A 26,962-nucleotide genomic window follows, 5' to 3' on the forward strand; every position below is an offset into this window, starting at 1 on the left:
CCATGACCGCCGTGCACGAGTTCCCGATGACGCGGACCTGCCCGTTCGCGCCGCCGCCGGCGTACGAGGAGATCCGCGAGGGCGAGCCCGTCTCGCGGATCCGGCTGCCCGACGGTGGCCACGCCTGGGTGGTCACCCGGCACGAGGACGTCCGGACCGTGCTGAACGACCGGCGGTTCAGCGCCGACCGGCAGCACCCGGACTTCCCGCAGCTGGTCAAGGGCGGGTTCCGGCGCCAAGGCGACGAGCGCACGATGATCACCATGGACGCGCCCGAGCACGGCCCGGCCCGCAAGGCCGTGCTCGGCGAGTTCACCGTGCGCCGGATGGAGGCGCTGCGGCCGCGGATCCAGGAGATCGTCGACGCGCGGATCGACGCGCTGCTGGCCGGCCCGAAGCCCGGTGACCTGGTCGAAGCGCTGTCGCTGCCGGTGCCGTCGCTGGTCATCTGCGAGATGCTGGGCGTCCCGTACGCCGATCACGACTTCTTCCAGACCCACACGGCGAAGCTGATCAAGCGCTCGACGTCGGCGGAAGACCGGCGGACGGCGTTCGACACCATCCGCGGGTACATGGCGGACCTCATCGCGACGAAGGAGGACAACCCGCCGGACGACCTGCTCGGCCGGCAGATCGTCAAGCTCCGTGAAGCGGGCACCTACCGGCGGGAGCAGCTGGCCGCGACCGGGTTCCTGCTGCTGGTCGCGGGGCACGAGACGACGGCGAACATGATCTCGCTGTCCACCGTGGCCTTCTTGCGCAACCCGGAGCAGCTCGCGGTGATCAAGGCCGATCCGGGCAAGACGCTCGACGCCGTCGAGGAGATGCTGCGCTACTGGACGATCGTCGACGCGGCCACGGCACGCCTGTGCGTCGAGGACATCGAGGTCGGCGGGCAGCTGATCCGCGCCGGCGACGGTGTCCTGGCGCTGGGGTACTCGGCGAACCGCGACCCGCGCGCGTTCGACGACCCGGACACCCTCGACATCGAGCGCGGCGCACGCCACCACGTGGCGTTCGGCTTCGGGCCCCACCAGTGCCTCGGCCAGAACCTGGCCCGGATGGAACTGCAGATCGTCTTCGACACGCTGTTCCGCCGCGTGCCCTCGCTGGCACTGGGCGCTCCGGTGGACGAACTGCCGTTCAAGGACGACGCGAACATCTACGGCCTGTACCGGCTGCCGGTGACCTGGTAGAGACGAACTGCCACCCCACCACAGGGAGAGAAGGACCATGAAGATCATCGCGGACACCGGCAAGTGCGTCGGCGCCGGTCAGTGCGTGCTCACCGAGCCCATCCTGTTCGACCAGAGCGAGGACGACGGCACGGTCATCGTGCTCGACGACCAGCCGGAAGGCGACCTGGTCGAAAAGGCCCGCGAAGCGGTGCACGTGTGCCCCAGCCAGGCCCTTTCCCTCCAGGAGTAGCCCTACCGCAGCCGTCGTGAGTGGTAAGGCGAGTTCTAACTCGCCTTACCACTCACGACACTTATCCACATCGGTCCTGGTTGTCCACAGATTTGCGGTGCGCTCTCCGTTGGGTGTCTGAAGGCGCCATCGTCGGGTCATGCCTCTGCACACACGCTGGTCGGCCGACCGGTTACCGGACAGCGCCCGCCCCAGCTGGGAACCGCTGCTCGACGCCCAGCACGGCGTCATCAGCGGCGAACAGCTCCGCTCGTACGGCCACACCAAAGGGGACATCGCGGCCAACATCGGGGCCGGCCGTTGGCAACGCGTGCTCCCGAGGGTCTACGCGACATTCACCGGCGAGTTGCCTCGCCCGGCCCGCCTGCTCGCGGCCTTGCTCTACGGCGGCGCGAACGCCGTCCTCAGTCACCACACCGCGGCGGAGGAATGGGGACTGATACCCGAGGCGGATCGGCCGGTGGAGATCACCGTGCCGTACACCAGCTCTGCGATCTCGCAGCGCCCCTTCGTTATCGTCCATCGCTCTCGCGCTCTGCGGTACACGACGCTGGCGACCAGCCCGGCACGTACCCGCGGACCCGACACGATTCTCGATCTGGCGGTTTCGCAGCCGACCGCTCGGGAGGCGACGTTGCTCGTCGTCGACCTGGTGAGCCGGAGCCCGATCCCCGTCAGCGATGTTCAGGATTGCCTGCTGCTGCGGCCGTCGTATCGCTATCGCGCTGCCATCCGCCGTGGGCTGGCTCTCGTCGCTGACGGGCTGATGTCCGCGCTCGAAGTCGAATATCTCGAGAACGTCGAAGACCGGCACGGGTTACCTCGCGGAGATCGGCAGACGCCGTTCATCGTCGACGGGAAAACCCTGTGGGAAGACGTCACCTATGACGTCCACCGTGCCGCGGTCACGATCCGGCTCGATGGTCGAGCCACGCACACCACCGGCGGCGTCGCGTTCCGAGACCGTCGCAGGGACAACGCCGCCGAGCTCGCCGGCCGAGCGCGGCTCGTCTATGGCTGGCGAGACGTTCACACAGCCCCGTGCGCAGTGGCGGAAGAGGTGCGCACGGTCCTTCTGCGCGAAGGCTGGTCCCCCGAGGGCAGCCGCACATCGACATGCCGACATTGCCAGCCATCGCGGTCGTGAGTGGTAAGGCGAGTTCTAACTCGCCTTACCACTCACGACAACCCAGCCACCTACCCAAGCCGGAGGTGCTTACTTGACCGCGCCCATGGAGAGGCCGCGGACCAGGTGGTTCTGCGCGATCCAGCCCACGATCATCACCGGCAGCGACGCCAGCAGCGCGGCCGCCGACAGCTGGGCCCAGTACAACCCCTCACTGGTGATGAACCCGACCAGGAACACCGGCACCGTCCCGGCCCGCGCCGCGGTCAGGTTGACCGCGTAGAAGAACTCCGTCCACGAGAAGATCACGCAGATCAGCGCCGTCGCCGCGATCCCCGGCGCGACCACCGGCATGATGATCTTCCGCAGCAGCGTCGGCAGGTTCGCCCCGTCGATCCGGCCCGCCTCGATCATCTCGTGCGGCACCTCGAGGAAGAACGACCGCATCATCCAGATGGCCAGCGGCAGGTTCATCGACGTGTACAGGATGACCAGCGCCCACACCGTGTCGAGCAGCTCGGTGTTCTGCGAGATCACGTACAGCGGGATGATCGCCGCCACGATCGGCAGCATCTTCGTCGACAGGAAGAACCCGAGCGCGTTCGACGTGCCCTTCACCGGCGCCAGCGACAGCGCGTACGCCGCCGGGACGCCGAAGAGCAGCACCAAGGCCGTCGACAGGATGGTCACGAACGCCGAGTTCGACAGGTACGGCAGGAAGCCGCCGCTCAGGACGTTGCCGAGCTGCTCGAACGTCGGGGTGAAGAACAGCTTCGGCGGGTCCGTGTAGGCGTCCGCCTCCTGCTTGAACGCCGTGAGGATCATCCACAGCAGCGGAAAGACGAACAGGATCGCGATCACCCAGGTCGCGACGGTCAGCGAACCCTTGCCGTAAGCCCGCTTGCGCGGGGCCACCGTGGTCACTTGATCCCTCCGCTCACCGAGAAGGTCCGGAACATCAGGCGCAGCGCGAAGGTCGCGACGATCATCGTCAGGATCACCACGATCACACCCATCGCCGACGACTGGCCGACGTCGAAGCCCTCGAACGCGCGCTGGTAGATGTAGTACGGCAGGTTCGTGCTGGCCGTGCCCGGCCCGCCCTGGGTCATCAGGAAGATCGCGTCGAAGCTGTTCACGATGTAGATCGCGCCCAGCAGCGTCGCCAGCTGCAGGAACCGGGACAGGTGCGGCAGCGTGATGGAGACGAACGTCCGCCAGCGGCTCGCACCGTCCACATTGGCCGCTTCGAGCACGTCCTTGGCCTGGCTCTGCAGGCCCGCGAGGATCAGCAGCATCATGAACGGCGTCCACTGCCACACGATCTGGGCCATCACCGACGCCAGCGGGAACTCCGAAAGCCAGTCGACGTCGGTGCCGAAGACGAAGTGCAGCAGCCCGTAGGTCGGGTCGAACATCGTCGTCTTCCACAGCAGCGCGCCGGCCGCCGGCAGGATCAGGAACGGCGTGATCAGCAGCGTCCGGACGATGCCGCGGCCGAGGAACTTGCGGTCCAGCAGGATCGCCAGGCCGAGTCCGAGCAGCAGCGCGACGAACACGCACACCACGGTCAGCACCACGGTGTTGAGCAGCGCGACCAGGAACGTCGTGTCGCTGAAGACGTCGATGTAGTTGTCCAGGCCGACGAAGTGCCGCGAGCCGGGCCGGACCAGGTTCCACGACTGGAACGAGTAGAACACGGTGAGCAGGAACGGCAGCTGCGTCACCGCGATGACGAAGATCAGCGCGGGCAGCAGCGGCAGCCGGCGCCGGGCCGCGGTGCTCAGGCCGCGTTTCGCTTCGACCTGCGCCTTCGTCTGAGAAGTGGGGGTGGATACGGAAAGCGTGGACATCACTGCACCGCCTTGTACGAGTCACCCACGGTTTGCGCGTAGTCCTGGGACTGCTTCAGCGCGTCTTCGACCGATTCGCGGCCGGCGATCGCGGCCGACAGCTGCTGGCTCACCCGGGTGCCCAGGTCCTGGAACTCGGGGATGCCGACGAACTGGATGCCGGGGTAGGGCACCGGGTTCGCCATCACCTTCTGCTGGTTGGCGTCCGCGATGCCGTCGAGCGTCGGCTTCGCGTAGGCCTTCGCCGCGTCGGCGTACTCCGGGATCGCGTACGTCGACTGGCGGACGCCCGGCGGAACGCGGTTCCAGCCGTAGGTGTGGCCGACCTTCTGCACGTACGCCTTGTCGGTCATCCAGGCCATGAACTTCCAGGCCGCGTCCTTGTCCTTGGCGACCTTCGGGATGCCGAGCGCCCAGGTGTAGAGCCAGCCGCTGGCCTGCGTCTTGACGACCGGCGCGGGCGCGTACCCGGACTTGCCGACGATCTTGCTGCTCGACGGGTCCTCGTTGGTGCCCGCCATGACCGTCGCGTCGTACCACATCGCCGCGTTGCCCTGCGTGTACCGCGTGCCGCACTCGGAGAACCCGGCGCTGGAGGCGCCGACTTCGCCGTGCTCGCGGATGAGGTTGACGTAGAAGTTCGCGGCCTGCGTGAACTCTGGCGAGGTCAGCTTGGCGTTCCAGTCCTTGTCGAACCACTGGGCGCCGAAGGTGTTCGCCACGGTGGTGAACGGCGCGAGGCTCTCGCCCCAGCCGGGCTTGCCGCGCAGGCAGATGCCGCTGACGCCGGCGGCCTTGTCATCGAGCTTCGCGGCGAAGTCGGCGATCTGCTGCCAGGTCGGCTTGGCCGGCATGGTGATCCCGGCCTTCCCGAAGAGGTCCTTGCGGTAGGCCAGGAACGACGACTCGCCGTAGAACGGCACCGCGTACATCTGGTTCTGGTACGACAGCGACGTCTTGATGCTGGGGATGAAGTCGGCTTCGTCGTAGCCCGGGGTGGCGGTCATGTGCGGTTCGAGGTTCTCGAGCCAGCCGTTGGCCGCCCACTGCGGGGCCTCGTAGTTGCTGATCATGACGACGTCGAACTCGCCGCCTTCGGTGGCGGTGGACGCGGTGATCTTCGCGCGGGCCTGGTTTTCCGGCAGGGACACGAACTTGAGGTTGATGCCGGTGGCCTTCTCGAACTCCGGCGCGAGCGAAATCGCGTCCTTCATCTGCGGGTTGGACACGATCGCGATGACGAGCGTGCTGCCGCCGGTGCCGATCGAACCGGCGCCCGCGCAGCCCGTGACCAGCAGCGACGTCGCCGCGAGGAGGGTGAAGAGCTTACGCACGGCCACCTCCGGGGAGGACCTGCACCTTGAGGCCCGCGCCGCTGCGCATCTTGGCCAGCGCCTCGGGGTACTGCTCCAGCGGCAGGGTGTCGGTGAGCAGCGCGCCGGTGTCGATCGCGCCGTTCGCGACGAGGTCGAGGGCGGCGCCGAAGCTGTGCAGCACGGCCATCGAGCCGACGACGGTGATCTCGTCGTTGTAGATGCGGAACGGCGAAAGCGCGACGCGGGCTTCGGCCGGTGCGACGCCGAAGACGAGCAGCCGTCCGCCGCGCCGGATCGCGTCGAAGGCGGCTTCGATGGCGGGCGCGGCGCCGGTGCAGTCGACGGCGACGTCGAACTTCTCGCCGTTCAGGTCGCTCACGTCTTTTGCCGTGCCGACGGCACCGAGGCTCTTCGCTCGGGGCAGCCGGGCTTCGTTGCGGTCGACCACCGTGACCTGCGCGCCCGAGCGCTGCAACAGCTGCTGCATGATCAGGCCCATGGTCCCGGCGCCGACGACGAGGAAGCGCTCTCCGGCTTCGACGCCGACGCGGCGAACCCCGTGCACCGCACAGGAAACCGGCTCGACCAGCGCACCCTGCTCCCAGGTCATCGCGTCGGGCATGCGGTAGCAGGTGGACGACGGGACGGCGACGTATTCGGCGAAGGCGCCGTTGACGGTGTCGCCGGTGGCACCCCAGTTCGCGCAGAGGTTGCCGTGGCCGGCGCGGCACGGGCCGCAGTAGCCGCAGAACAGGGACGGGTCGACGGCCACCCGGTCGCCGACCTTCCACTCGCCCGGCACGTCCGCGCCGAGCTCGACGATCTCCCCGGCGAACTCGTGACCGGGGACGATGGGGTACGGGGTGGGCGGGAAGTGCCCGTCCGCGATGTGCAGGTCGGTGCCGCAGATGCCGCACGCTCCGACCTTGACGACGACCTGACGTTCCCCGGGTTTCGGATCGGGCACCTCGCCGACCCTGATCTCACCGGGCCGGTCGACGATGGCGGCACGCATGCCTTGCCCCTTCCTCGCGCTCATATGAGCAACGTTGACCTATCGCGTCGAGAACATGTGAAGGCATTACAGGTCTGACGTCGGTATTACGTCAACCTTTCGGCTGGATTTCGCGCTATTATGCTCAAATGAGCGCTTCTCGTAAGGGCACCTCGCTCACCGAAGCGGTGCTCCTCGCCACCGTCGCCCGGCGCTTCTACGTGCAGGGACGCTCCAAGCTGGAGATCGCCGACGAGTTCGGCGTCAGCCGGTTCAAGGTGGCGCGGATGCTCGACACGGCCATGGAGTCCGGCCTGGTCAGGGTGGAGTTCTCGCTGCCGGCGCCGGTGGACCTCGTGCTGTCGGACGAGGTGCGCTCGGCGTACGGCCTGAAGCGGGCCTTGGTGCTCGAACGCTCAACCGAGCGCGAACCGAAGGAAGTTGTCCGGGCGAAGATCGGCTCCCTGGCGGCGCGGTTGCTGGAGGAGATCGCGGTCCCGTCCGACGTGATCGGGCTGTCGTGGGCGCGGTCGGTGAACGCGATGACGGAAGCGGTCCGATCGCTGCCGCGGTGCCCGATCGTCCAGTTGTGCGGGGTGCAGGCGGGGATGGACATGCGCGGCCGCTCGGTGGAGACGGTCAGCCGCGTGACATCGGTGTCGGGCGGCGACGCGTACCCGATCTTCGGGCCGCTGGTGCTACCGGACCGCCGCACAACGGAGACGTTGCGGCGGCAGCCGGGGATCGCGGAGACGTTCGGCCAGTTCCGCCACCTGACGAAGGCGGTGGTCAGCATCGGCGCGTGGCAGCCGGGCGAGTCGACGGTGTACGACGCACTGGACGAGGCCGAGCGAGCGGCGATCGCGGCCCGCGGAGCAACGGCGGAGGTCGCGGCGCGCCTGTTCGACGCCTCGGGAAACGCTCTCTCCACCGGCCTGGCGCACCACGTGCTGGCGATCAGCCACGAGGAGCTGATGGCGGTCCCGGAGGTGATCGCCCTGGGCTACAGCCGCCCGAAAGCCGCAGCGGTGGACGCGGTGTTGCGCTCCGGCATGGTCTCGACCCTGATCACCGACGCCGCGGCAGCAGTCCCCCTCCTGACTCTGGCGGCGAAGAACCCCGTCGTGAGTGGTAAGTAGCGTTCTAACTCGCCTTGCCACTCACGACAACCCGGGGAGTACGGCGGTTGCTGCCGCGTACCCCGGCGGGCGTAGGCGGCGCCTCGCCGGGTCGGGGACGAAACCCGGGTCGCGCCCGATGTGCCCGTCCCGCCGCCCGGCGAGCCTGGAGCCGTGAAAACTTCTCCCCGCTGGCGGCAGGCCGTCGTCTGGCTGCACGTCGTGTCGTCGGTCGCCTGGATGAGCCAGGCCCTCGCCCTCGTCGTCCTGATGGCGTCGGGCGCACCCGCGATGGCCGACCGCCTCGACTCCGTCCTGCTCGCCCCGATGGCCAACGTCTCCGCCTTCACCGGCCTGCTGCTAGCAGGCGCGACCGCGTGGGGCTACTTCCGGCACTGGTGGGTGCTGATCAAGTTCGCCCTGACGTTCGTCCAGCTCTACGCCGGGATCTTCCTGCTCTCCCCTGCACTGCGCGAATCCGTCGACACGGCCGCCGTCAGCTGGCTGCAGGTCGCCGGAGCGTCGTCGATGGCGAGCGCCCTGGCCTTCCAGGCGTGGCTTTCGGTCGCGAAGCCGGGGAAGAAGACGCCGTGGTCCCCGGCCGCGAAGCCGCCGACGGCGCCGACCTGGGTGTTCGTGGCCGGGATCGCCGCACCGGCGGTCGACGTCACCGCGGGACTCCTGCTCGGCTACCCGCTCCCCGCGTTGTCGCTGGTCACGCTGATCGTGCTCGGCTTTGAGCGGCGACGACGTCGTCGCCGTGCTCGGCAGCCCAGCGCCCGAAGCCCTCGATCGGCTCGAGCAGGGTCTCACCCAACGGCGTAAGCGCGTACGCGCCTTCGCGCCGCTCGACGAGACCGTCGTGTTCCAGGCGCCGCACGGTTTCCGTGAGCACCTTGGCGCTGATCCCCCCGATCGTGCGACGCAGGTCGACGTGCCGCCGCGGGCCGTGCCGCAACGCCCAGACCACGACCGGGTTCCACGTGTTGGCGACCAGGTCAAACGCGAGCCGCGTCCGGCAGTCGGCGAGGAAGTCCATGGTTACCGTTCGGTTCCTTCCCGGGTTCCTACCGTCGTGCTGGTACCAGCCAAGCACAAGGAGGACGCATGCGGATCGGGATCTTCGGCACGGGCGGCATGGCGGACGCACTCGGCACGCACTGGGCGCGCGCGGGTCACGAGATCAGGGTGGCCGGCCGCAAGACCGGCACGTGGCGCGAGGTGGCCGCGTTCGCCGACGTGGTCCTCCTCGCCATCCCGTCGTCGGCCATCGGCGAGGTCCTCGCGCAGGCCGGCCCGCTGACCGGGAAGGTGCTGGTGGACTGCACCAACGACCCCGCGCTGACCGGCACGCCGGTGGCTTCGCGGATCGTCACGGAGGCCCACGTCGTGAAGGCGTTCAACTTGGCGCACGTGGACATCTGGCGGATGAACCCGCCAGTGTTCGACGGCCGCCCGCTGTCAGTGCCGTTGTGCGGCGACGACCCGGCGGCGCTGGAAACGGTGAGCACACTGGTCCGTGACATCGGCGCGCGGCCGGTGCGTGCCGGAGGGCTTTCCCGCGCGGCACTGCTGGAGGCGACGGCGGCGTTCGCCATCGGGCTGTGGTTCGCCGGGGAGGACGCCCAGGCGATCCTCGCGCCGCTGGGATGAAACCAGGCGACTCAACTCGTCCGTGCGATCAAGAAACATTTTCTCGCCGGAAGGCGACCTAGGAGGCAGCAACCGAGCACGAAGACGCAACTGCTCCGAGGGGCCATCTCGAACAATGATCATTCAATGGTGCGTCAAAGGCATCCACCTGCCGAATGACGCCGCAGCGAAGGAGCTGATCGGCAGCGGTGGTGGATTGTTGTGCAACTGGTGGCGAAACGTCCGCCTGATCAGCCCCCCGGAGGTGAGGGACAAGCTCACCCCGGCGAACATCAACCGTCACGTCAACCACTTCACGGCCAACGATCCCGCGACCGGCAGTCCGTTCTGCGAAAACAGCCCATTCATCTCACTCTCGGCCGGAACGGTGGAGCGGGACGCCTTGTCGGCAACGAATTTCGTGCACCGAGCCCGTAAAACGGCGCTGTGGTTCGGCACCCAGTTCGGCAGGCAGGACTACGCCTACCTCTACACCTGCTGGGTCCTGCTCGCGCCCCGCACGGCGGTCGGCATCGAAGGAGTTGCCGAAGAGGTGCGGGACCTCAACGTCTACCGGCGCTATTCGGCGTACCAGACCGAGGGCGAGGTCGCGGCGAAGGTCATCGTGCCGGACAACCAGATCAGCCACTGCGAAAAGTGGGTGCTCGACGGGGGCACGCGGAAGTGGTTCGACCTGGCTTGGACGCAGTCCAACCCGAGGTTCACACCGCCGGAGATCTTGACGAACGTCCGAGAGCTGATCTGAATGGCCCGCGAACACCTCGACACCCTGGGGCTCGATCGCGAGCAGGTCCGGCGCACACTGCGGTTCCACGAAGCTTACGCGGCAACGGCCTTGCGAGAGCTGGAGTCGGTGGGTCCCGTCGACGAGAACACGGCTTTCACCTTGCGAGCCGACGCTGCGAGTGCGCTGCGAGAGGCCGGCCAGTGGGCCTTGCTGTTGAATCCGATGGCGGCCCGCCGGCTCCTTCGGCGTTCAGGTGACCTCTTCCTCCAGCTCGGCCAGGCGTTCGGCATGTACCTGGAGCTCGTGGCCGACCGATCACGGTTCGACGTGGAGCCCGCGATGGTCGCCCGAGCGCTGCGAGACGCATCCGGCTCACGTGAGGAGCCCGCACCGACTGCCGATGCCCCGAACCCCATGCCCGACATCCGGCTACAGCAGCAACAGCAGGCATACCTGGTCCTGGCCGCCAGCGGGATCGCGAACAGCGAAGGCACCGTCGCGCCTCGATTGCGGCCTGTCGCCAAATCTGAAGATTACCGATTCGATCCTCTGAGCAGTTCGCTGGGCGAAATCTTGGAGTCCTCTCCGCACCGCACCGGTGTGCTGCCCGTCGGCAGCCTCGGCACCCCGATCCACCGGTTCTGGGCGGTGGCCGAGCACCTCTTCCGCCGCCGTTCCGAGGATGTCCGGGGAATCGCCCGGCACGTCGTCGCGATGTGCCGCACCTACGAGGAGACCATCAGCCTCGCCCGGACGAACACCCATCTGTGGCGCAACGGGGCCGCCCCGGTGGACATAGCCGATCTCGACATCGCCGGAATCGCCACGCTGACCGCCAGGAGTTTCGGTGAAGGCGCGCTGCTCGAGGCCTTGGCGGAGGTACCCGGTGGCGATCTGAGCCCGATCAGCCGGATCCCCGTCGAACTGGGCACAGCTCTGGCGACCGGTCCCGACGACTATTCCTCCGGGAGGTAGCGGTGAGCTCGAATCTCGTCGTGCTGGTAATCGCCCTCGTGCTGGTGTCCGGCCTGATCGCGCTCCTGTGGCGGGGGCAGGGAGGTCCCACCGCCAGCACGGTGAAGCTCTCCTTGTCGAACATCTTCACCATGGACCTGAGTCTTTCCCCTGCGAACACGGCCAAAGCCGAAGAGGCCGCCCTCGAAGCGACGAAGGTCAAAGGCCAGGGAGCAGTCCGGCCCGACTTGACTTCCATCGGGTCGACCACCGCACTCGCGCGGGTTCTCTGGGTGGATGACATCCCGGAGAACAACATCTTCGAAACCCTCGCGCTGGAACGCCTGGGCAAGCTCGTCACGGTGGCGACATCGACCGAGATGGCACGTATCTATCTCAGCCGACTGGAGTTCGCCGTCGTCATCACCGACCTGCACCGCGACGGGGATCCACGGGCCGGAGCCGATTTCATCCATGAGACGAGGGCAGCCGGCAACGACATTCCTCTGCTGGTCTACACCTCGAACGCGGAGACGGCGCAGGCGGACGAACAGCTCGTGGCGGAAGCGGACGCCGTGGTGGACGCTCCGGAGGACCTGCTCAAGGCGGTCGAGGCCCACGTCGTCAAGCGGCACATCGAGTGATTGCCTCCGCCATCCCGATGAATTGACCCCATGACGTCCGAGTGTTCAGCGCACCGCGTCGACATTCCCCGACGCCAGATCGGCCGCCAGGGCGCACAGCGGCTCGCCGCCCCGCGGCACCAGCGTCACCATCCCCGACGCCAGGTCCGTCACCAGCGTGCTCAACGTCATCAGGTCGTCCCCACCGGTGGCGTTGCGGTGGACCGCTCCGGTCAGCGCCGATACCAGCCACTTCGCGTCCGGGGCGACCGGTGCCAGGTGCGCGCACACCTCGGCGCGGGCCAGGCTCTCCTCGGAAGCCGCGTCCAGTGAGGGAGACAACCGTCGGAAGTGGTTCGTGTGCCAGGCAAATCCGCTGTCCACAGTGGTCACCGCCGTCTCGTGGCCCGCCTTCTCGACCGCCGTCACCCCCGGTGATCCGACCTGGCCCATCGTGTACGCGAACCCGCCCGCCGAAGGACACCCACGCAACACCGACACCGCCGCCGTCAGCGAATCAGCCCGTTGGGCCGTCCGGGCCACGAAATGCCGCCCCGCGCACGGCGAAGGCGCCACCACGTTGACGCTGTCGATGCCCCACACCAGGCCGTTCGTCGTCAGCGTGAACGTGTTGGCCGGCACGAACCCCGGGTACCACCACACGCACACGCCCGGCTCGCCGTCGATCAGCAGCGTCAGCAGGCGGCCGATTCCGTCGAACACCGGGGCGCCGTCCTCGTTGTGGCCGAGCAGCGAAGGCGCCCACGCCAGGTCCGTGCAGCCCGTTCCGTCGCCCGCGCCCAGGTCGCCGCGCAGGTTGGCCAGCAGGAGGTCGTCGAACGGCACGCCCGCGCCCGCGGCCAGCGCCGTCAGCTCGGCGTACGCGTCCGGGTGCTCCACCTGTGACGCCGATTCGATCGCCCGGAACAGCACCGGCGACCGCCGGGCCCGTTCGGTGACCGGCCACGACGGCAGTCCCGCCAGGACGGTCCGGATGTCGGCCGCCGCGTGCGCCCCCAGCGCGTGGAAAGCGGCTTCCCGGGGACCGCTGACGACCGTCCAGCGCACGTCGCCGATCCGGTGCTCCCGCACTGTCGCCACCATGCGCTCACGATGACTGACGCGTCAGGAATTCGCAACAATCAGTGCGCGCCCACGTCGATCACGCGCACGACCGCCATCCCGGCCTCGTCCGACGCGGCCAGGTCGACCTCGGCGCTGATGCCCCAGTCGTGGTCGCCCGCCGGGTCGTCGAAGATCTGCCGCACCTTCCAGACGTCCGGCTGCTGCTCGATCAGCAGCAGCGCCGGCCCGCGCGCGTCCGGGCCGGTGCCGAGCTCGTCGTACTCCTCGAAGTAGTCCGCGATGGCGTCTTCCCACGCCTCGGCGTCCCACCCGGACGCCGCGTCGAGCTCGCCGAGCACCGCCCACGCGCGCCGCGCGAACAGCTCGACCCGGCGGAACAGCTCGTTGCGCACCAGGACGCGGAACGCGCGCTCGTTGCGCGTGACGGCGGGCGGCAGCTCCGGCGGCCGGTGCGACGGCGGCCCCTCTTCGGTGGGGTGCCGCAGGGCCTCCCACTCGTCCAGCAGGCTCGAGTCGACCTGCCGGACGAGCTCGCCGAGCCACTCGATGAGGTCCTGCAGCGCCTCGGTCTTCGCCTCGTCGGGCACCGTGTGGCGCAGGGCGTCGTAGACGTCGGCGAGGTAGCGCAGCACCAGCCCTTCCGACCGCGCCAGCTGGTAGAAGCCGACGTACTCGACGAAGTTCATCGCGCGCTCGTACATGTCGCGCACCACGGACTTCGGCGAGAGCTCGTAGTCGGCAACCCACGGGTGGCCCTGCCGGTAGCTGTGGAACGCGCCCTGCAGCAGCTCTTCGAGGGGCTTCGGGTACGTGACGTTCTCGAGCAGCTCCATCCGCTCGTCGTACTCGATGCCCTCGGCCTTCATCGCGTTGACGGCCTCGCCGCGCGCCTTGAACTGCTGCTGCGACAGCACCGGCCGTGGGTCGTCCACAGTGGATTCCACAGTGGACACGACGTCGAGCGCGTAGCTCGGCGACTCGAGGTCGAACAGCTCGATGGCGGCCAGCGCGAACGGCGAAAGGGGCTGGTTGAGCGCGAAATCGAACTGCAGGTCGACGGTGAGCCGGATGATCCGGCCCTGTTCGTCCGGTTCGGACAGTCGTTCGACGACGCCGGCGGCGAGCAGCGCGCGGTAGATCGCGATGGCGCGCAGGATCAGCTTGCGCTGCGACGCGCGGTCCTCGTGGTTGTCCTCCAGGAGGTGGCGCATCGAGTCGAAGGCGTTGCCCGGCCGCGAAATCACGTTCAGCAGCATCGAGTGCGTCACCTTGAAGCTGGACGTCAGCGGCTCGGGGTCGGCCGCGATGAGCCGCTCGAAGGTGCTCTCGGTCCAGTTGACGAACCCCTCGGGCGCCTTCTTCCGGACGATCTTCTTTTTCTTCTTCGGGTCGTCGCCCGCCTTCTCCAGCGCCTTGGCGTTCTCGACGACGTGGTCGGGCGCCTGCACGACGACGTAGCCGTCGGTGTCGTAGCCCGCGCGCCCGGCCCGGCCGGCGATCTGGTGGAACTCACGCGCCTTGAGGTGGCGCTGGCGGACGCCGTCGTACTTCGTGAGCGCGGAGAAGACGACCGTCCGGATCGGCACGTTGATGCCGACGCCGAGGGTGTCGGTCCCGCAGATCACCTTGAGCAGCCCGGACTGGGCCAGGGTCTCGACCAATCGGCGGTACTTCGGCAGCATGCCGGCGTGGTGGACGCCGATGCCGTGGCGGACCAGCCGCGACAGCGTCTTGCCGAAGCCGGCGGAGAACCGGAAGTCGCCGATCAGCTCGGCGATGGCGTCCTTCTCGGCCTTCGTCGTGACGTTGATGCTCATCAGCGTCTGCGCCCGCTCGATGGCCGCGGCCTGCGAGAAGTGGACGACGTAGACCGGCGCCTGGCCGCCGTTGAGCAGCTCGGACATGGTTTCGTGCAGCGGCGTCAGCGCGTACCGGAAGGTCAGCGGGACCGGGCGCTGCGCCGACGTGACGACCGCCGTCGGCCGTCCGGTGCGGCGGGTGAGGTCCTTTTCGAAGAAGGACACGTCGCCGAGGGTCGCCGACATCAGGACGAACTGGGCGTTCGGCAGCTCCAGCAGCGGCACCTGCCACGCCCAGCCGCGGTCGGGCTCGGAGTAGAAGTGGAACTCGTCGGCCACGACCTGCCCGACCGGGGCGTCCGCCCCGAACCGCAACGCGATGTTCGCCAGGATTTCAGCCGTGCAGCAGATGATCGGGGCGTCCGGGTTGACGCTGGAGTCGCCGGTCATCATCCCGACGTTGTCGGCGCCGAAGATGTCGATGAGCTGGAAGAACTTCTCCGAAACGAGGGCCTTGATGGGCGCGGTGTAGTAGCTGCGGCGGCCCTGGGCGAGCGCGGTGAAGTGCGCGCCGACGGCCACGAGGCTCTTCCCGGACCCGGTCGGCGTCGACAGGATGACGTTCGCCCCGGAGACGACCTCGATCACCGCCTCCTCCTGCGCCGGGTACAGCTCGAGGCCCCGTTCGGCCGTCCAGGTCGAGAAGGCTTCGAAGAGCGCGTCGGGGTCGGAATCCGCAGGCAGGAGGTCGGTGAGAGTCATCAGGCCCCCATCGTCTCATCCGCTCAGCGCAAAGTCGGCAGGGGCGATCGCATCGCGGGTGGGAAACCCGTAGGCTTCGCGGTACCGCGCACGGCCTGGAGCATACTTCCGGTCTCGCGCGCACACGGGCGGTAATCCGGAGGGCTTAGGAATGGCACAGGACATCATCCCGATCGAACTCGGCCTGCCGCAGGGCGACGTCGTCACCCTGTGGGCGCCGCGCTGGCGGGAAGACGGCGAGGAGTGGGAAGCGTTCCTCGGCGACGAGGACGACCTGTACGCCTTCCCCGACGCCGCTCACCTGGCCGCTTTCGTCCGCACGTCCGAGCGGCACGACCTGCTCGACCACCCGGCGTGGGACGCGGTGCCGTCGCTGAACGTGCCCGAGCTGATCCCGGACGAGGACCACACGTACGACCTCGTCGGCGTCCCGGAGCTCGTCGCCGAGGAGCCGGACGTCTGGCACATCGCGGAGCTGGCGGAGATCGTCGGGATCGTGCGGTCGCTCGCCGACGTCTGCGACCTCGAGGAGGTCCACGAGATCCTGGACTCGACCGAGGGCTTCTCGCTGCTCGACCAGGGCACGCTGCCGTTCACCGGGAGCGTCGGGGTGCAGGTGTGGAACGACCTGTCCGAGACGGTGTCGCAGAAGTGGGACACCGTGCTCGACGCGATCGACGGCCTGGTGACCCAGCCGGAGGTCGACGAGAAGGTGCTGGAGCAGACGGCCGAGGAGCTGGCGGCGTTCCACGAGGAGTCGGCCGAGGCCGAGGCCGGCGCGGAGGGCGAAGAGGACCTCGAAGCCATCTCGTCGGACGACGACGCCGACGAGACCGAGGACGAGGACGAGGGTCCGGTCGGCTTCTGGGCCGAGGTCGGCATCGACCCGATCAAGATCATCACGTCCGGCGCGGAGTACTACACGCTGCGCTGCTACCTCGACGACGCCCCGGTGTTCCTGGGCAGCGAAGGCGAGATCGACGTGTTCACGTCGTCGGGCGCGCTCGCCCGGGCCCTGGCGGACGGCAAGGACCTGGCCGACACGGACCTGGCCGACGTGTCCACGTGGGACGAGGTACTGGCGAAGGCGACGGCGGGCGAGCTCGAGATCGAGGTCGACCCCGAGAACACGTACGTCCTGACGGGCCTGGACGCGGACATCGCGGAGGGCCCGGAGGCGCTCGACCCGACCCAGCTGGAGCTGGCGGTCGAGCTGATCCAGGACGCGGCGGACTGGGCGGGCGACGACTCGGTGGAGACGGCACTGGCGTCGAACGAGAGCCTGGGCTGGCTGGTGTCGTTCGTGCTGCGCCCGGACCCGACGCGCCTGGAGCCGTCGGCGCCGTTCGACGCGGAGCAGAGCGCGTGGCGGAAGCTGGTCGAAACTTTCGAGAACCGGCTCACGGTGGCTTGATCTTTGGGTTTGCGAAGGCCGCCTCCCCGGGTTGGGGGGGCGGCCTTCGCCGTGTCGTCCGTCTGGGTACGCGAGTCGTCCATCCAGGTACGCGAGTCGTCCGTCCGGGTACGCGAGTCGTCCGTCTGGGCATGCGAGCCGACTGGTCCACAGGCCAGGCGAGTTGTGGACAACCCTGCCGACCGCACCCCTCGTTGCCGGTTTTTCGTCGTGGGCGGCCGATACGCTGGAGACGGGGGGCGCCCCCGCGGGCTGGGCGAGTTTTCGGCGCGGCTACGCGTGCAAGCGGACCGTCACACCCGCCCGTCGGCCGGCGGGCACGGGCCCGGTCGAGGCGCGCCCGAGCGGTCGGCCCGCTTATCCGGGCGGTTGGCTCGCGTCCCCCGGAGGGCTACACAAGTGCTCAGCCGGGCATCTCACGTGATTGGGCGGGCATCTCGCGTGACTGGAGGGGCATCTCGCGTGATCCGAGGGGCATCGCGTGCCTGGGCGGACGACACGCGTGCCCCGATGGACGACACGCGTGCGCTGATGGACGACACGGGTCAGGGGTGTTCGGCGCGGGTGGGGATCACCAGCACCGCCAAGGCCGGGAACACCGCGGCCACGCAGAAGGCCAGGGCGTAGCGCGTGTCGCCGATCACCAGGCCCAGGAGGGGCGGGGTCAGCGAAGCCGCCACGTTCTGAGCCGTGTTCTGCGTTCCCATCGCGCGGCCCGACCACGCCAGGCCGGCCAGCTCCGCCGAGGCCGTGAAGCCGAGGCCGTTGTCCGCCACCGTGATGATCCCCGCCAGCGCCAGGGCCAGCAGCACCAGCCACGGCCAAGAAGCGTCCCCGAGAGCCACCAGCAGCATCACCAAGCAGCTCAGCACCGCCAAAACCCGCATCGGGCGCAGGCGGCTGCCCACCCGGTCCGACCACCAGCCCGACCCCAGCCGCCCCAGTGCGCCCAGCACCTGGACCACCGCCAGGTACCAGCCCGCCGACAACGGGCTCCAGTGCTGCACCGCCACCAGGTACACCGGCGCGAACGCCGACACCGCGAACTGCGGCACCACCAGCAGCGCGCTCGCCCCGTGCACCCGCCACAGCGTCGCGTGCCGGTACGGCGAAGGCGGCCGCTCCCCGGAAACCAGAGGCGGCCGCGGTGGGTCCGTCACCAGCCACGCCACCAGCAGCGCCACCGCGATCGCCAGCCCCGCCGGCAGCAGGAGCGCCGCCCGGAAGCCGAAGTGCGCGGCCAGCGGTGGCAGCCCCAGCGCCGCGACGCCCACCCCCAGCGGCTGGGCCGTCTGGCGGATCCCCATCGCCACGCCCCGCTCGGACTTCGCGAACCAGCCCATCACTACGCGACCGCTCGCCGCGTTCACCGAGGCTGTACAGGCGCCGGCCGCCAAAAACACCCCAAAGAGGAGCCCGACCGGGTGAGTTCCCACCCCGGCGTACACCAGGAGTAACCCCGAGGCGCCCAGACCGAGGGCCATGATCAGGCGCTCTCCGTAACGGTCCGCAGCCGCGCCCCACACGATCAGGGTGAACAGCAGGCCGATGCTCGGCGCCGCCACGACCGTGCCCGCCTCGGCCAGCGTCAGCCCCTCCGCGTCCCGCATGACCGGGACCAGGAACGGGATGCCGTAGAGGAACGAGCAGCTCGCGGTCTGCGCCGCGAGGCCGAGCGCGAGGATGAGCCACCGCCGTGGATTCGCGTGAAGCCGACCGCCCGTGACCTGCGCCATCTTCGTCACCGTCTCACATAATGAGAATTATGTCCTACATGGTGAAAAATAGTTGGCATGGCTAAGGGCCGCAAGCGAGTTGCGGTCCGAAGCGGGAGAGGTCAGGCCAGCGCGGCGTACCCGGGCTTGATGACGTCGTCGATGAGCGAGATCCGGGCGTCGAAATCGATGAAGGCGGATTTCATCGCGTTGATCGTGAACCAGCGGAAGTCGTCGATACCATAGCCGAACGTCTCGTGCAGCGCGGCGAATTCGCTGGTCATCGTGCATCCGCTCATCAGCCGGTTGTCCGTGTTCACGGTCACCCGGAACCGCAGCTTGGCGAGCAGGCCGATCGGGTGCTCGGCGATCGAGCGGACCGTGCCTGTTTGGACGTTCGACGTCGGGCAGATCTCCAGCGGGATGCGGCGGTCGCGGACGTACGCGGCCAACCGTCCAAGGTGGACCGTGCCGTCCGCGTCGGCCTTGATGTCCTCGGCGATGCGCACGCCGTGGCCGAGCCGCTCGGCGCCGCAGTGCTGAATCGCCTCCCAAATGGACGGCAATCCGAATGCTTCGCCGGCGTGAATGGTGAAATGCGCATTGTTCTGGCGCAAATACTCGAACGCGTCGAGATTGCGGGTCGGCGGGAATCCGTCCTCGGGGCCGGCGATGTCGAAGCCGGCCACGCCGACGTCGCGGTAGCGGACGGCGAGGCTCGCGATCTCGAGCGCGCGGGCGTGCTGGCGCATCGCGCAGAGCAACGTCCCGACGCGGATGCTGCCGCCGTTCGCGGCGACCCGGCGGGTGCCCTCCGTGAACCCCGCCTGGACGGCCTCGACCACCGCATCGAGTGACAGTCCGCGTTCGACGAACAACTCCGGTGCGTAGCGCACCTCGGCGTAGACGACGCCGTCGGCGGCCAGGTCCTCCACCGCCTCCGCGGCCACCCTGACCAGCGCTTCCTCCGTCTGCATCACGCCGCAGGTGTGCGCGAAGGTCTCGAGGTAGGAAACGAGTGAGCCGGAATCGGCCGCTCGGCGGAACCAGCTGCCCAGCTCGGCCGGGTCGGTGGTGGGCAGACCGGCATAACCGGTCGCGTCGGCGAGCTCGGCGACGGTGGCCGGCCGGAGGCCGCCGTCGAGGTGGTCGTGCAGCAGCACCTTGGGTGCGCGGCGGAGTGTCTCGGTGGGCAGAACAGGGCTTTCGTCAGGCATCCCCCAACGGTAACCTCGTTGTCATTCCCCTACATGGCCGTAAGTCTCAGGCTCGGGCTAACCCTCAGCGTCGAGGATCATGTCCCGAATCGGCCATCCGGGGGCAGCCTCCGCAATAGCCTCTTCACGGGGGCCATACAGACAGCAATTTTTGCAATCGATAAGCTTCGTGGCACGTCCCTCCATTTCCCCGCCGACGAAGGACACACAGCAGTGACCACTGACAACCACATTGCCGCCCCGTCCTTCGACCGGATGCGCAACATGCTGGTGCGCGCGGCCGAAGTGCGTGAGAGCGAGCAGCAGCAGATCTTCGACGCGCTCGACGACATCTACGCCCGCCTCGCGCCGGTGGACTCGCTGGGCGCGGTCCGCAAGCGGCTGTCCGAGATGCCCGACCGCACCGAGACCAGCGTCCTCGCCGAGCGCCTCGACGAGACGATGTCCCGCCTCGAGGCCCAGGACGCGGCGATCGCCGCGCTGACCCGCGCCGTCGAGAGCATCGTCGACAAGCTCGCCAAGCCCTTCGCGCAGCTCGACGGCCGCCTCGACGGCGTCGCCGCGCGCTTCGAGGGGGTCGCCGGCCGGATGGACGGGCTCGAGGACAAGCTCCAGAACATCCACCGCCGGCTCGACGAGCTGGGCGGCCACCTCGACAAGCAGGACGCGAAGCTCGAGTCGCTGCCGCAGTCGGTGCACGGCCCGGTCCGCGAGCGGATCGAGCAGGCCGAGTCGACGCTGCGCGAGCGCGTCGACGCGACGGACCACGAGCTGCGCGGCAAGGTCGACGAGCTGAGCCGGGTCACGCAGGAGCGGGTCGGCGAGCTGGGCCGCACGACGCACGAGCGGATCGACGCCAACACCGAGGCGCTCAAGGTCGCGCTGACCGAGACCGGCGAGATGATCGACGCGTCCGACCGGCTGGAGAACCTGGGCAACCGGCTCGAAACGGTCACCACCCGCCTCGACGACCTGGCCTCCCGCCTCGACAAGGTGGAGGACGGCTTCCTCTCCGGCATCGGCGACCTCGACGGCGCGCTCAAGGCCGGGCTGTCGAAGGTCGAGGGCACGCTGTCCAAGCAGCCGGACACCGACTCGGTCGACACGCTGGTCCGCAAGAGCAACGACGAGAGCGTCCGCCGCATCGGCGGCCAGCTCGACGAGGCGATGGCGACGTTCGCGGAGCTGATGCTCGGCGGCGGCCCGGCGGTCCAGCAGATCGCCCCGCCCCCGCCGGCCCCGCGCCAGCCGCGCCGCAGCTCGCGCAACGGCCGCGCGCCGAAGCCGGCCGACGCGAAGGCCAAGGCCGAGGGCGCGGAAGAAGCCGCGGAGTAAGGCTCACGCATGAGGAAGGCCCCCGCCGGGATCCGGTGGGGGCCTTCCTCATGCTCGGGTGGAGGGCGGAGCGTGGGCCCCGGCCCCCCGTTCTCCAGCCTACCGAGCACCACCGACAATTTCGGGCGCTGCGACGGCCCGAGTGACGCCATGGCGTCACTCGGACGGGTGATCATCTTCGCGATGATCGTCACACCTCGGCGCGGATGGTCTCCACGACGATCGGACCCGGCTCGGGTGCCGAGTCAGCGATCGTGAAGCCGCCTTCCAGGGCCGCCAGCGCTGCGGGGACCGCGTCGGGGGTGTCCGTGTGCAACTCCAGGAGGGGGTCACCGGCCGTGACGGTGTCGCCCGGCTTGGCCAGGCACAGGATGCCCGCCGCCGCCTGGACCGGGTCCTCCTTGCGGGCCCGGCCCGCGCCCAGGCGCCACGCCGCGACGCCCACCGCGTACGCGTCCAGCGACGCCAGCACACCCGACGAAGGCGCGACGACCGTGTGGACGTGCGCCGGCGTCGGCAGCGGCGCCGAAGGGTCGCCGCCCTGGGCCGAGATCATCCGGCACCAGACCTCGTACGCCTCGCCCGAAGCCAGCACCGCCGCCGGGTCCACGTCCAGACCGGCGAGAGCCAGCATCTCGCGTGCCAGAGCGAGCGTCAGCGCGACCACGTCCGCGGGCCCGCCGCCCTGGAGCACCTCGACCGACTCCGCGACCTCCACCGCGTTGCCGACCGCCCGCCCGAGCGGGACGTTCATGTCGGTCAGCAGCGCCGTCGTCGGGACGCCGTGGTCGGCGCCGATCGACGTCAACGCCGAAGCCAGCGAACGCGCCTGGTCGAGAGTCTTCATGAACGCGCCCGACCCGAACTTCACGTCCAGGACCAGCCCGGACGCGCCTTCCGCGATCTTCTTGCTCATGATCGAGCTGGCGATCAGCGGGATCGATTCCACTGTGGACGTCACGTCCCGCAGCGCGTACAGCTTCTTGTCCGCCGGGGCCAGCCCGGACGTCGCCGCGCAGACCACCGCGCCGACGTCCTCCAACTGAGACTGGATGTCCGAAGTGGACAGGGAAGCCCGCCAGCCCGGGATCGACTCCAGCTTGTCGAGCGTCCCGCCGGTGTGGCCGAGCCCGCGCCCGGACAGCTGCGGCACCGCCGCGCCGCACGCCGCCACCAGGGGCGCCAGCGGCAGCGTGATCTTGTCGCCCACCCCGCCCGTCGAGTGCTTGTCCACCGTCGGCCGGGAGACGGCCAACGACAGCCGCTCACCGGAGGCGATCATCGCGTGCGTCCACCGCGAGATCTCCGCCGAGGTCATCCCCCGCAGGAAGATCGCCATGGCCAGCGCCGACATCTGCTCTTCGGCCACGTCACCGCGGGTGTAGGCGTCGATGACCCAGTCGATCTGCTCGTCGGAAAGCGTGCCGCCGTCCCGTTTCACCCGGATGACATCGACCGCCGCGAACGCGCTCACGGCAGGTCGTCCGGGCCGAAGGCGTCCGGCAGGACGTCGGACATCGGCAGGATCCCGCTCGGCGTGTCGACCAGGCACGAAGACCCGCCGAGCTCGAACAGGATCTGCCGGCAGCGCCCGCACGGCATCAGCAGGTCACCGGCACCGGACCGGCAAGCGACCGCGACCAGCCGTCCGCCGCCGGACAGCCGCAGCTGCCCGGCCATCGTGCACTCCGCGCACAGCCCGAGCCCGTAGGACGCGTTTTCGACGTTGCACCCGGTCACGACCCGGCCGTCGTCGACGATCCCGGCGACCCCCACGTGCAGCCCCGAATAGGGCGCGTACGCGTGGGAAGCCGCTTCGATCGCCTGGGAACGCAGCGCGTCCCAATCCACAGTAGACACTCAGTCCTCACCCCGTCGGTACGGCTGGCCGTCGGCCTTCGGCGGCCGCAGCCGCTGCGAAGCCACCGCCAGCACGATCAGCGTCACGAAGTGCGCGGTGTACGGGATCAGGTCCGACGGCAGCGTGTCGTTGGCCCAGTAGATCGCGTACAGCACGCCCGCGCCGACGACGCCGAGCCCGGCCGCGATCCACTGCCGCCGGAACAGCTGCACGACGACGATCACGGCGACCAGGATCACCGCGCCGTACAGCAGCGCGAGCACCGCTTCGCCGCCGCCGGCGAGCTGCAGGCCGTCCGCGTAACCGAACAGCGCCGCGCCGCCGAGCAGGCCGCCCGGCCGCCAGTTGCCGAAGATCATCGCCGCGAGGCCGATGTACCCGCGGCCGTTCGTCTGGTTCTCCAGGTAGTCCGCGCCACCGCGCAGCAGCACCAGCGACGCGCCACCCATCCCGGCGAACGCGCCCGAGATGATCACGGCGACGTACTTGTGCAGGTAGACGTTCACGCCGAGGGACTCGGCCGCGACCGGGTTCTCGCCGCACGACCGCAGCCGCAGGCCGAACCGCGTCCGCCAGAGGATCCAGAAGCTCAGCGGCACCAGCAGGATCGCGATCATCGTCAGCGGCGCCACCTCGGTGACCAGGCCGCGCAGGATGCCGGCGACGTCGGAGATGCCGACCCGCTGCTCCTTCTCCAGGTCACCGAGCCAGTCCGAGAGACCGCTCGCCGAGTAGGTGTCGAACTTCGGCACCACCGGCGACTGCCGCGGGTTGCCGGAGATCGGCGCGAAGATCAGGTTCGCCAGGTACTTCGTGACACCGAGGCCGAGCAGGTTGATCGCGACACCGGAGACGATGTGGTTGACGTTGAACGTCACCGTCGCCACCGCGTGCAGCAGCCCGCCCAGCGCGCCGAAGACGATCGCGGAGATCAGCCCGGCCCACACGCCGCCGTTGTACGAACCCCAGGCGGCGCCCCAGGTCCCGAGGATCATCATGCCCTCGAGACCGATGTTGACCACGCCCGCGCGTTCGGCCCAGAGGCCGCCCAGCGCACAGAGCAGGATCGGCAGCGCCAGGCGCAACGCCGTCTGCGCGGTGTTCGACGACGTCAGCGCGGCGACGCCGGTGGAGTACGACGCCGTCGAGATGACGGCGATGGCGACCACGGCCCAGATCACGCCACGCAGCCAGCCGGGGATCCGGCCCCGGCGCCGGCGCTGGACCGGCATCGTCGAGCCGGATTCGGGAGCGACGTCGGTGATCACACCGCACCCCCTTCGGCGACCGAGGAACCCTTGCGGCCGGCGAGCGCGCGGCCCACCCTCCGTTGTTCGGCCGCGAGGTCGGCCCGGCGCACGATCTCGTACGCCACGACGACCGACAGCACGATGATGCCCTGCATGATCGTCGCGATCTCCTTGGACACGTTGATCTGCTCCAGCGACACCGCGGAGGTGTCGAGGAACGCCCACAGCAGCGCGCCGAGCGCGATGCCGCCGGGGTGGTTGCGGCCGAGCAGCGCGACCGCGATGCCGGTGAAGCCGTACATCTGCGTCGCGGTGATGCCGTAGCTGTAGTCGCGGCCGAGCAGCTCCGGCATCGCGACCAGGCCGGCCACGCCACCGGAGAGCAGCATCGCGATCAGCGTCATCTTCTTGGCGTTGACGCCACCGGCGGCGGCCGCGGTGGTCGACTCGCCGGACGCCTTCAGCTCGAAGCCGAACCGCGTGCGGTTGAGCATGAACCAGTAGGCGCCGCCGACGATCGCGGCGATGACCACGAACCCGAACAGCGTGCCGGAGCCGAGCGGGATGCCGGGGATCCGGCCCGAGGGCTCGATCACGCGGGTGCCGATGTTGTTGCCCCGCTGCACGCCGAACTGGTCGGCGTTGATCAGGAACGCGATGATCCCGGCGACGATCGCGTTGAGCATGATCGTCGAAATGACCTCGCTGACCCCGCGAGTGACCTTGAGGATCGCCGGGACCGCCGCGTAGGCCATGCCCGCCACGACCGCGACCACCAGGATCGCGAGCACGTGGATGACCGGCGGCAGTTTCATCGCGCCGCCCGCGATGGCGGCGACGACGGCGGCGAAGCGGTACTGACCCTCGACCCCGATGTTGAAGAGGTTCATCTGGAAGCCGATGGCCACCGCGAGCCCGGACAGGTAGTACACGGTCGCGAGGTTCACGGTGTCGACCGCGGTCGAGCCCTTGAACATCTGGCCGATCATCGTGCCGTACGCCTGCAGCGGGTCGGCGCCGGAGATGATCAGCGCGATCGCCGACAGCAGCACGGCGAAGACGATCGCCAGCAGCGGTGGCAGCAGTTTGGTGCGCCAGGACGTCATTCTTCTTCACCTTCTCCGGCGCCGGTCATCGCCGAACCCAGTTCCTGCGGCGTCACGGTGGCGGGGTCCGCCTCGGTGACGAGCCGCCCGCGCAGCATGACGCGGATCGTGTCCGACAGGCCGATCAGCTCGTCGAGGTCGGCGGAGATGAGCAGCACCGCGAGGCCGTCGGCCCGGGCCTGGCGGATGTTCTCCCAGATCAGCGCCTGCGCGCCGACGTCGACCCCGCGCGTGGGGTGCGAGGCGATGAGCAGCACCGGGTTGCCCGACAGCTCGCGCCCGACGATCAGCTTCTGCTGGTTGCCGCCCGAAAGCGCGGCAGCCGGGACGTCGATGCCGGGCGTGCGGACGTCGTAGTCGCGCACGATCCGCTCGGTGTCCGCGCGGGCGCCCGCGATGTCGAGCAACTGTCCCTTGGAGACCGGTTCGCGGGTCTGGTAACCGAGGATCCGGTTGACCCACAACGGTTGCGTGAGCAGCAGGCTGTGCCGCGTGCGGTCTTCCGCGATGTAGCCGATGCCGGCTTCGCGCCGCGCCAACGTGCCTGTCTTCGTCAGGTCACGCGCCTTGCCGTCGGCGTCGACCAGCTCGATCGTGCCGCCGGACGGCTTGCGCATGCCCATGATCGTCTCGACGAGCTCGGTCTGGCCGTTGCCCTCGACGCCGGCGATGCCGAGCACCTCCCCCGCGTGCACGGTGAAGGTGACGTCGTCGAGCGCGTTGCGGTCCGAGCCCTCGGCGCCGAGCGTCAACCCGGTCAGCCGCAGCACGTCCCGGTCGGTGACGGTGGACTCGCGGGTCTCCGGGCTGGGCAGCTCCGAACCGACCATCATCTCCGCGAGCTGGCGCGAGGTGATGGTCTTCGGGTCGGCGGTGCCGACGGTGGTGCCGCGGCGGATCACCGTGACGGTGTCGGCGATCGCGCGCACCTCGTCGAGCTTGTGCGAGATGAAGAGGAACGTGTAGCCGTCGTCCTTCATCTCCCGGACGGTCGCGAAGAGCGCGTCGACCTCCTGCGGCACGAGGACCGCGGTCGGCTCGTCCAGGATGATGATCTTCGCCCCGCGGTAGAGCACCTTGACGATCTCGACGCGCTGGCGATCGGCGACACCGAGCTCCTCCAGCAGCGTCTCCGGCTTGGCGTGCAGGCCGGTGCGCTCGGCGAGCTCGGCCAGCCGCGCGCGGGCGGCGCGGCCGATGCCGTGCAGGGCCTCGGCGCCGAGGAACACGTTCTCGCCGACCGTGAGGTTGTCGGCCAGCATGAAGTGCTGGTGCACCATGCCGATCCCGGCGCGGATGGCGTCCTGCGGGTTGCGCAGCTTCACCTCTTCGCCGTTGATCGCGATCGTGCCCTCGTCCGGCGGCTGCATGCCGTAGAGGATCTTCATCAGGGTGGACTTGCCGGCGCCGTTCTCACCACAGATGGCGTGCACCTCGCCGGCGGCGACGGTGAGGTTGACGTCGGAGTTGGCCACCACACCCGGGAACCGTTTGGTGATCCCGGTCAGCTGGACGGCGGGCGCGCCCCGGTCGGGGACGGCCTCGGCCGGGGCCTCGGCAGTGCTCATGGGCGGGAGGATTCCATATCTCTGGAACGCGTGAGGGGCCCGGAGGAGAAATTCCTC

The 26,962-nt window shown here is 69.2% G+C and carries 25 protein-coding genes; 11 read left to right on the top strand and 14 right to left on the bottom strand.

Annotated features, from left to right (window positions below):
* Positions 1-2: 2 nt before the first annotated feature.
* From OO60_RS12905 to OO60_RS12915, 3 genes are all read left to right on the top strand, one after another.
* A complete protein-coding gene (locus OO60_RS12905; RefSeq protein WP_003064110.1) occupies positions 3-1,196 on the top strand; it encodes a cytochrome P450 in 1,194 nt (397 codons plus the stop codon).
* 37 nt (positions 1,197-1,233) lie between these two features.
* The gene (locus OO60_RS12910; RefSeq protein WP_003064112.1) at positions 1,234-1,428 is read left to right on the top strand and encodes a ferredoxin; all 195 of its coding nucleotides are present in this window, start codon (positions 1,234-1,236) and stop codon (positions 1,426-1,428) included.
* A gap of 139 nt (positions 1,429-1,567) precedes the next feature.
* Positions 1,568-2,575: a hypothetical protein gene (locus OO60_RS12915; RefSeq protein ID WP_003064114.1), complete on the top strand. Its 1,008-nt coding sequence runs from the start codon at positions 1,568-1,570 to the stop codon at positions 2,573-2,575.
* Positions 2,576-2,644: 69 nt separating this feature from the next.
* On the opposite strand, the gene OO60_RS12920 is transcribed toward OO60_RS12915, so the two are convergent.
* From OO60_RS12920 to OO60_RS12935, 4 genes are read right to left on the bottom strand one after another with little or no spacing between them, the layout of a single operon-like run.
* Positions 2,645-3,478, bottom strand: a complete 834-nt coding sequence (locus OO60_RS12920) for a carbohydrate ABC transporter permease (protein WP_003064117.1) — start codon at positions 3,476-3,478, stop codon at positions 2,645-2,647.
* Positions 3,475-4,407, bottom strand: a complete 933-nt coding sequence (locus tag OO60_RS12925) for a carbohydrate ABC transporter permease (protein WP_033261412.1) — start codon at positions 4,405-4,407, stop codon at positions 3,475-3,477. The genes OO60_RS12920 and OO60_RS12925 overlap by 4 nt, the downstream gene beginning before the upstream one ends.
* Positions 4,407-5,747: an ABC transporter substrate-binding protein gene (locus OO60_RS12930; protein WP_003064120.1), complete on the bottom strand. Its 1,341-nt coding sequence runs from the start codon at positions 5,745-5,747 to the stop codon at positions 4,407-4,409. The genes OO60_RS12925 and OO60_RS12930 overlap by 1 nt, the downstream gene beginning before the upstream one ends.
* Positions 5,734-6,738 carry a zinc-dependent alcohol dehydrogenase family protein gene (locus OO60_RS12935; RefSeq protein WP_003064123.1) on the bottom strand — a complete coding sequence of 335 codons (1,005 nt, stop codon included), beginning with the start codon at positions 6,736-6,738 and terminating at the stop codon, positions 5,734-5,736. The genes OO60_RS12930 and OO60_RS12935 overlap by 14 nt, the downstream gene beginning before the upstream one ends.
* Before the next feature lie 128 nt (positions 6,739-6,866).
* Between OO60_RS12935 and OO60_RS12940 the strand changes: the two genes are divergently transcribed.
* Together OO60_RS12940 and OO60_RS45815 are read left to right on the top strand one after the other, a co-directional pair.
* Positions 6,867-7,856, top strand: a complete 990-nt coding sequence (locus tag OO60_RS12940) for a sugar-binding transcriptional regulator (protein WP_033261413.1) — start codon at positions 6,867-6,869, stop codon at positions 7,854-7,856.
* A 153-nt stretch (positions 7,857-8,009) separates the two neighbouring features.
* Positions 8,010-8,660: a hypothetical protein gene (locus OO60_RS45815; protein ID WP_081655741.1), complete on the top strand. Its 651-nt coding sequence runs from the start codon at positions 8,010-8,012 to the stop codon at positions 8,658-8,660.
* Here the strand turns inward: OO60_RS45815 and OO60_RS12950 are convergent.
* Entirely contained in the window at positions 8,551-8,874 is a 324-nt protein-coding gene (locus OO60_RS12950) for a winged helix-turn-helix transcriptional regulator (protein ID WP_003064131.1), read from the bottom strand. The genes OO60_RS45815 and OO60_RS12950 overlap by 110 nt on opposite strands.
* Positions 8,875-8,942: 68 nt before the next feature.
* Between OO60_RS12950 and OO60_RS12955 the strand changes: the two genes are divergently transcribed.
* The 4 genes from OO60_RS12955 (at position 8,943) to OO60_RS44980 (ending at position 11,813) form a co-directional block, all read left to right on the top strand.
* The gene (locus OO60_RS12955) at positions 8,943-9,488 is read left to right on the top strand and encodes an NADPH-dependent F420 reductase (RefSeq protein WP_003064134.1); all 546 of its coding nucleotides are present in this window, start codon (positions 8,943-8,945) and stop codon (positions 9,486-9,488) included.
* Between the two features lie 115 nt (positions 9,489-9,603).
* Positions 9,604-10,233 (top strand): hypothetical protein, encoded by a 630-nt coding sequence (locus tag OO60_RS12960; protein WP_155848844.1) that lies wholly within the window; start codon positions 9,604-9,606, stop codon positions 10,231-10,233.
* Positions 10,234-11,190: a hypothetical protein gene (locus tag OO60_RS12965; RefSeq protein WP_003064139.1), complete on the top strand. Its 957-nt coding sequence runs from the start codon at positions 10,234-10,236 to the stop codon at positions 11,188-11,190.
* A 2-nt stretch (positions 11,191-11,192) separates the two neighbouring features.
* Positions 11,193-11,813 (top strand): DNA-binding transcriptional response regulator, encoded by a 621-nt coding sequence (locus OO60_RS44980; protein WP_003064142.1) that lies wholly within the window; start codon positions 11,193-11,195, stop codon positions 11,811-11,813.
* A gap of 45 nt (positions 11,814-11,858) precedes the next feature.
* On the opposite strand, the gene OO60_RS12975 is transcribed toward OO60_RS44980, so the two are convergent.
* The gene (locus OO60_RS12975; RefSeq protein WP_081911193.1) at positions 11,859-12,896 is read right to left on the bottom strand and encodes a C45 family autoproteolytic acyltransferase/hydrolase; all 1,038 of its coding nucleotides are present in this window, start codon (positions 12,894-12,896) and stop codon (positions 11,859-11,861) included.
* Between the two features lie 38 nt (positions 12,897-12,934).
* Complete coding sequence (locus OO60_RS12980) at positions 12,935-15,439, bottom strand: DEAD/DEAH box helicase (RefSeq protein ID WP_003064148.1); 2,505 nt, start codon at positions 15,437-15,439, stop codon at positions 12,935-12,937.
* Positions 15,440-15,590: 151 nt separating this feature from the next.
* Here OO60_RS12980 and OO60_RS12985 point away from each other — a divergent pair, with 151 nt between their 5' ends.
* Positions 15,591-16,853: a hypothetical protein gene (locus OO60_RS12985; protein ID WP_003064150.1), complete on the top strand. Its 1,263-nt coding sequence runs from the start codon at positions 15,591-15,593 to the stop codon at positions 16,851-16,853.
* 545 nt (positions 16,854-17,398) lie between these two features.
* On the opposite strand, the gene OO60_RS12990 is transcribed toward OO60_RS12985, so the two are convergent.
* Together OO60_RS12990 and OO60_RS12995 are read right to left on the bottom strand one after the other, a co-directional pair.
* Positions 17,399-18,589 carry an MFS transporter gene (locus tag OO60_RS12990; protein ID WP_003064152.1) on the bottom strand — a complete coding sequence of 397 codons (1,191 nt, stop codon included), beginning with the start codon at positions 18,587-18,589 and terminating at the stop codon, positions 17,399-17,401.
* A gap of 101 nt (positions 18,590-18,690) precedes the next feature.
* Positions 18,691-19,785, bottom strand: coding sequence for an adenosine deaminase (locus OO60_RS12995; RefSeq protein WP_033261416.1), 1,095 nt, complete (start codon positions 19,783-19,785; stop codon positions 18,691-18,693).
* A gap of 213 nt (positions 19,786-19,998) precedes the next feature.
* On the opposite strand from OO60_RS12995, the gene OO60_RS13000 reads away from it, so the two are divergent.
* A complete protein-coding gene (locus OO60_RS13000) occupies positions 19,999-21,120 on the top strand; it encodes a hypothetical protein (RefSeq protein ID WP_003064156.1) in 1,122 nt (373 codons plus the stop codon).
* Positions 21,121-21,310: 190 nt separating this feature from the next.
* Here the strand turns inward: OO60_RS13000 and OO60_RS13005 are convergent, their stop codons facing one another.
* From OO60_RS13005 to OO60_RS13025, 5 genes are read right to left on the bottom strand one after another with little or no spacing between them, the layout of a single operon-like run.
* Positions 21,311-22,594, bottom strand: coding sequence for a thymidine phosphorylase (locus OO60_RS13005; RefSeq protein ID WP_003064157.1), 1,284 nt, complete (start codon positions 22,592-22,594; stop codon positions 21,311-21,313).
* A complete protein-coding gene (locus tag OO60_RS13010) occupies positions 22,591-22,980 on the bottom strand; it encodes a cytidine deaminase (protein ID WP_033261417.1) in 390 nt (129 codons plus the stop codon). Before OO60_RS13010 ends, OO60_RS13005 begins: the two co-directional genes overlap by 4 nt.
* Positions 22,981-24,213 (bottom strand): ABC transporter permease, encoded by a 1,233-nt coding sequence (locus OO60_RS13015; RefSeq protein ID WP_155848845.1) that lies wholly within the window; start codon positions 24,211-24,213, stop codon positions 22,981-22,983.
* A 32-nt stretch (positions 24,214-24,245) separates the two neighbouring features.
* Positions 24,246-25,337 carry an ABC transporter permease gene (locus tag OO60_RS13020; RefSeq protein WP_003064169.1) on the bottom strand — a complete coding sequence of 364 codons (1,092 nt, stop codon included), beginning with the start codon at positions 25,335-25,337 and terminating at the stop codon, positions 24,246-24,248.
* Complete coding sequence (locus OO60_RS13025; RefSeq protein ID WP_003064172.1) at positions 25,334-26,905, bottom strand: ABC transporter ATP-binding protein; 1,572 nt, start codon at positions 26,903-26,905, stop codon at positions 25,334-25,336. The genes OO60_RS13020 and OO60_RS13025 overlap by 4 nt, the downstream gene beginning before the upstream one ends.
* Between the last annotated feature and the right edge of the window lie 57 nt (positions 26,906-26,962).

Source organism: Amycolatopsis vancoresmycina, from assembly GCF_000716785.1.
GTDB lineage: Bacteria > Actinomycetota > Actinomycetes > Mycobacteriales > Pseudonocardiaceae > Amycolatopsis > Amycolatopsis vancoresmycina.

Bases quoted from the DNA above. Each gene is read 5' to 3' on its own strand.
- OO60_RS12905 (WP_003064110.1), top strand. From the start codon at position 3: ATGACCGCCGTGCACGAGTTCCCGATGACGCGGACCTGCCCGTTCGCG.
- OO60_RS12910 (WP_003064112.1), top strand. From the start codon at position 1,234: ATGAAGATCATCGCGGACACCGGCAAGTGCGTCGGCGCCGGTCAGTGC.
- OO60_RS12915 (WP_003064114.1), top strand. From the start codon at position 1,568: ATGCCTCTGCACACACGCTGGTCGGCCGACCGGTTACCGGACAGCGCC.
- OO60_RS12925 (WP_033261412.1), bottom strand. From the start codon at position 4,407: ATGTCCACGCTTTCCGTATCCACCCCCACTTCTCAGACGAAGGCGCAG.
- OO60_RS12935 (WP_003064123.1), bottom strand. From the start codon at position 6,738: ATGCGTGCCGCCATCGTCGACCGGCCCGGTGAGATCAGGGTCGGCGAG.
- OO60_RS12940 (WP_033261413.1), top strand. From the start codon at position 6,867: ATGAGCGCTTCTCGTAAGGGCACCTCGCTCACCGAAGCGGTGCTCCTC.
- OO60_RS12950 (WP_003064131.1), bottom strand. From the start codon at position 8,874: ATGGACTTCCTCGCCGACTGCCGGACGCGGCTCGCGTTTGACCTGGTC.
- OO60_RS12955 (WP_003064134.1), top strand. From the start codon at position 8,943: ATGCGGATCGGGATCTTCGGCACGGGCGGCATGGCGGACGCACTCGGC.
- OO60_RS12960 (WP_155848844.1), top strand. From the start codon at position 9,604: ATGATCATTCAATGGTGCGTCAAAGGCATCCACCTGCCGAATGACGCC.
- OO60_RS12965 (WP_003064139.1), top strand. From the start codon at position 10,234: ATGGCCCGCGAACACCTCGACACCCTGGGGCTCGATCGCGAGCAGGTC.
- OO60_RS12975 (WP_081911193.1), bottom strand. From the start codon at position 12,896: ATGGTGGCGACAGTGCGGGAGCACCGGATCGGCGACGTGCGCTGGACG.
- OO60_RS12980 (WP_003064148.1), bottom strand. From the start codon at position 15,439: ATGACTCTCACCGACCTCCTGCCTGCGGATTCCGACCCCGACGCGCTC.
- OO60_RS12985 (WP_003064150.1), top strand. From the start codon at position 15,591: ATGGCACAGGACATCATCCCGATCGAACTCGGCCTGCCGCAGGGCGAC.
- OO60_RS12990 (WP_003064152.1), bottom strand. From the start codon at position 18,589: ATGGCGCAGGTCACGGGCGGTCGGCTTCACGCGAATCCACGGCGGTGG.
- OO60_RS12995 (WP_033261416.1), bottom strand. From the start codon at position 19,785: ATGCCTGACGAAAGCCCTGTTCTGCCCACCGAGACACTCCGCCGCGCA.
- OO60_RS13015 (WP_155848845.1), bottom strand. From the start codon at position 24,213: ATGCCGGTCCAGCGCCGGCGCCGGGGCCGGATCCCCGGCTGGCTGCGT.
- OO60_RS13020 (WP_003064169.1), bottom strand. From the start codon at position 25,337: ATGACGTCCTGGCGCACCAAACTGCTGCCACCGCTGCTGGCGATCGTC.
- OO60_RS13025 (WP_003064172.1), bottom strand. From the start codon at position 26,905: ATGAGCACTGCCGAGGCCCCGGCCGAGGCCGTCCCCGACCGGGGCGCG.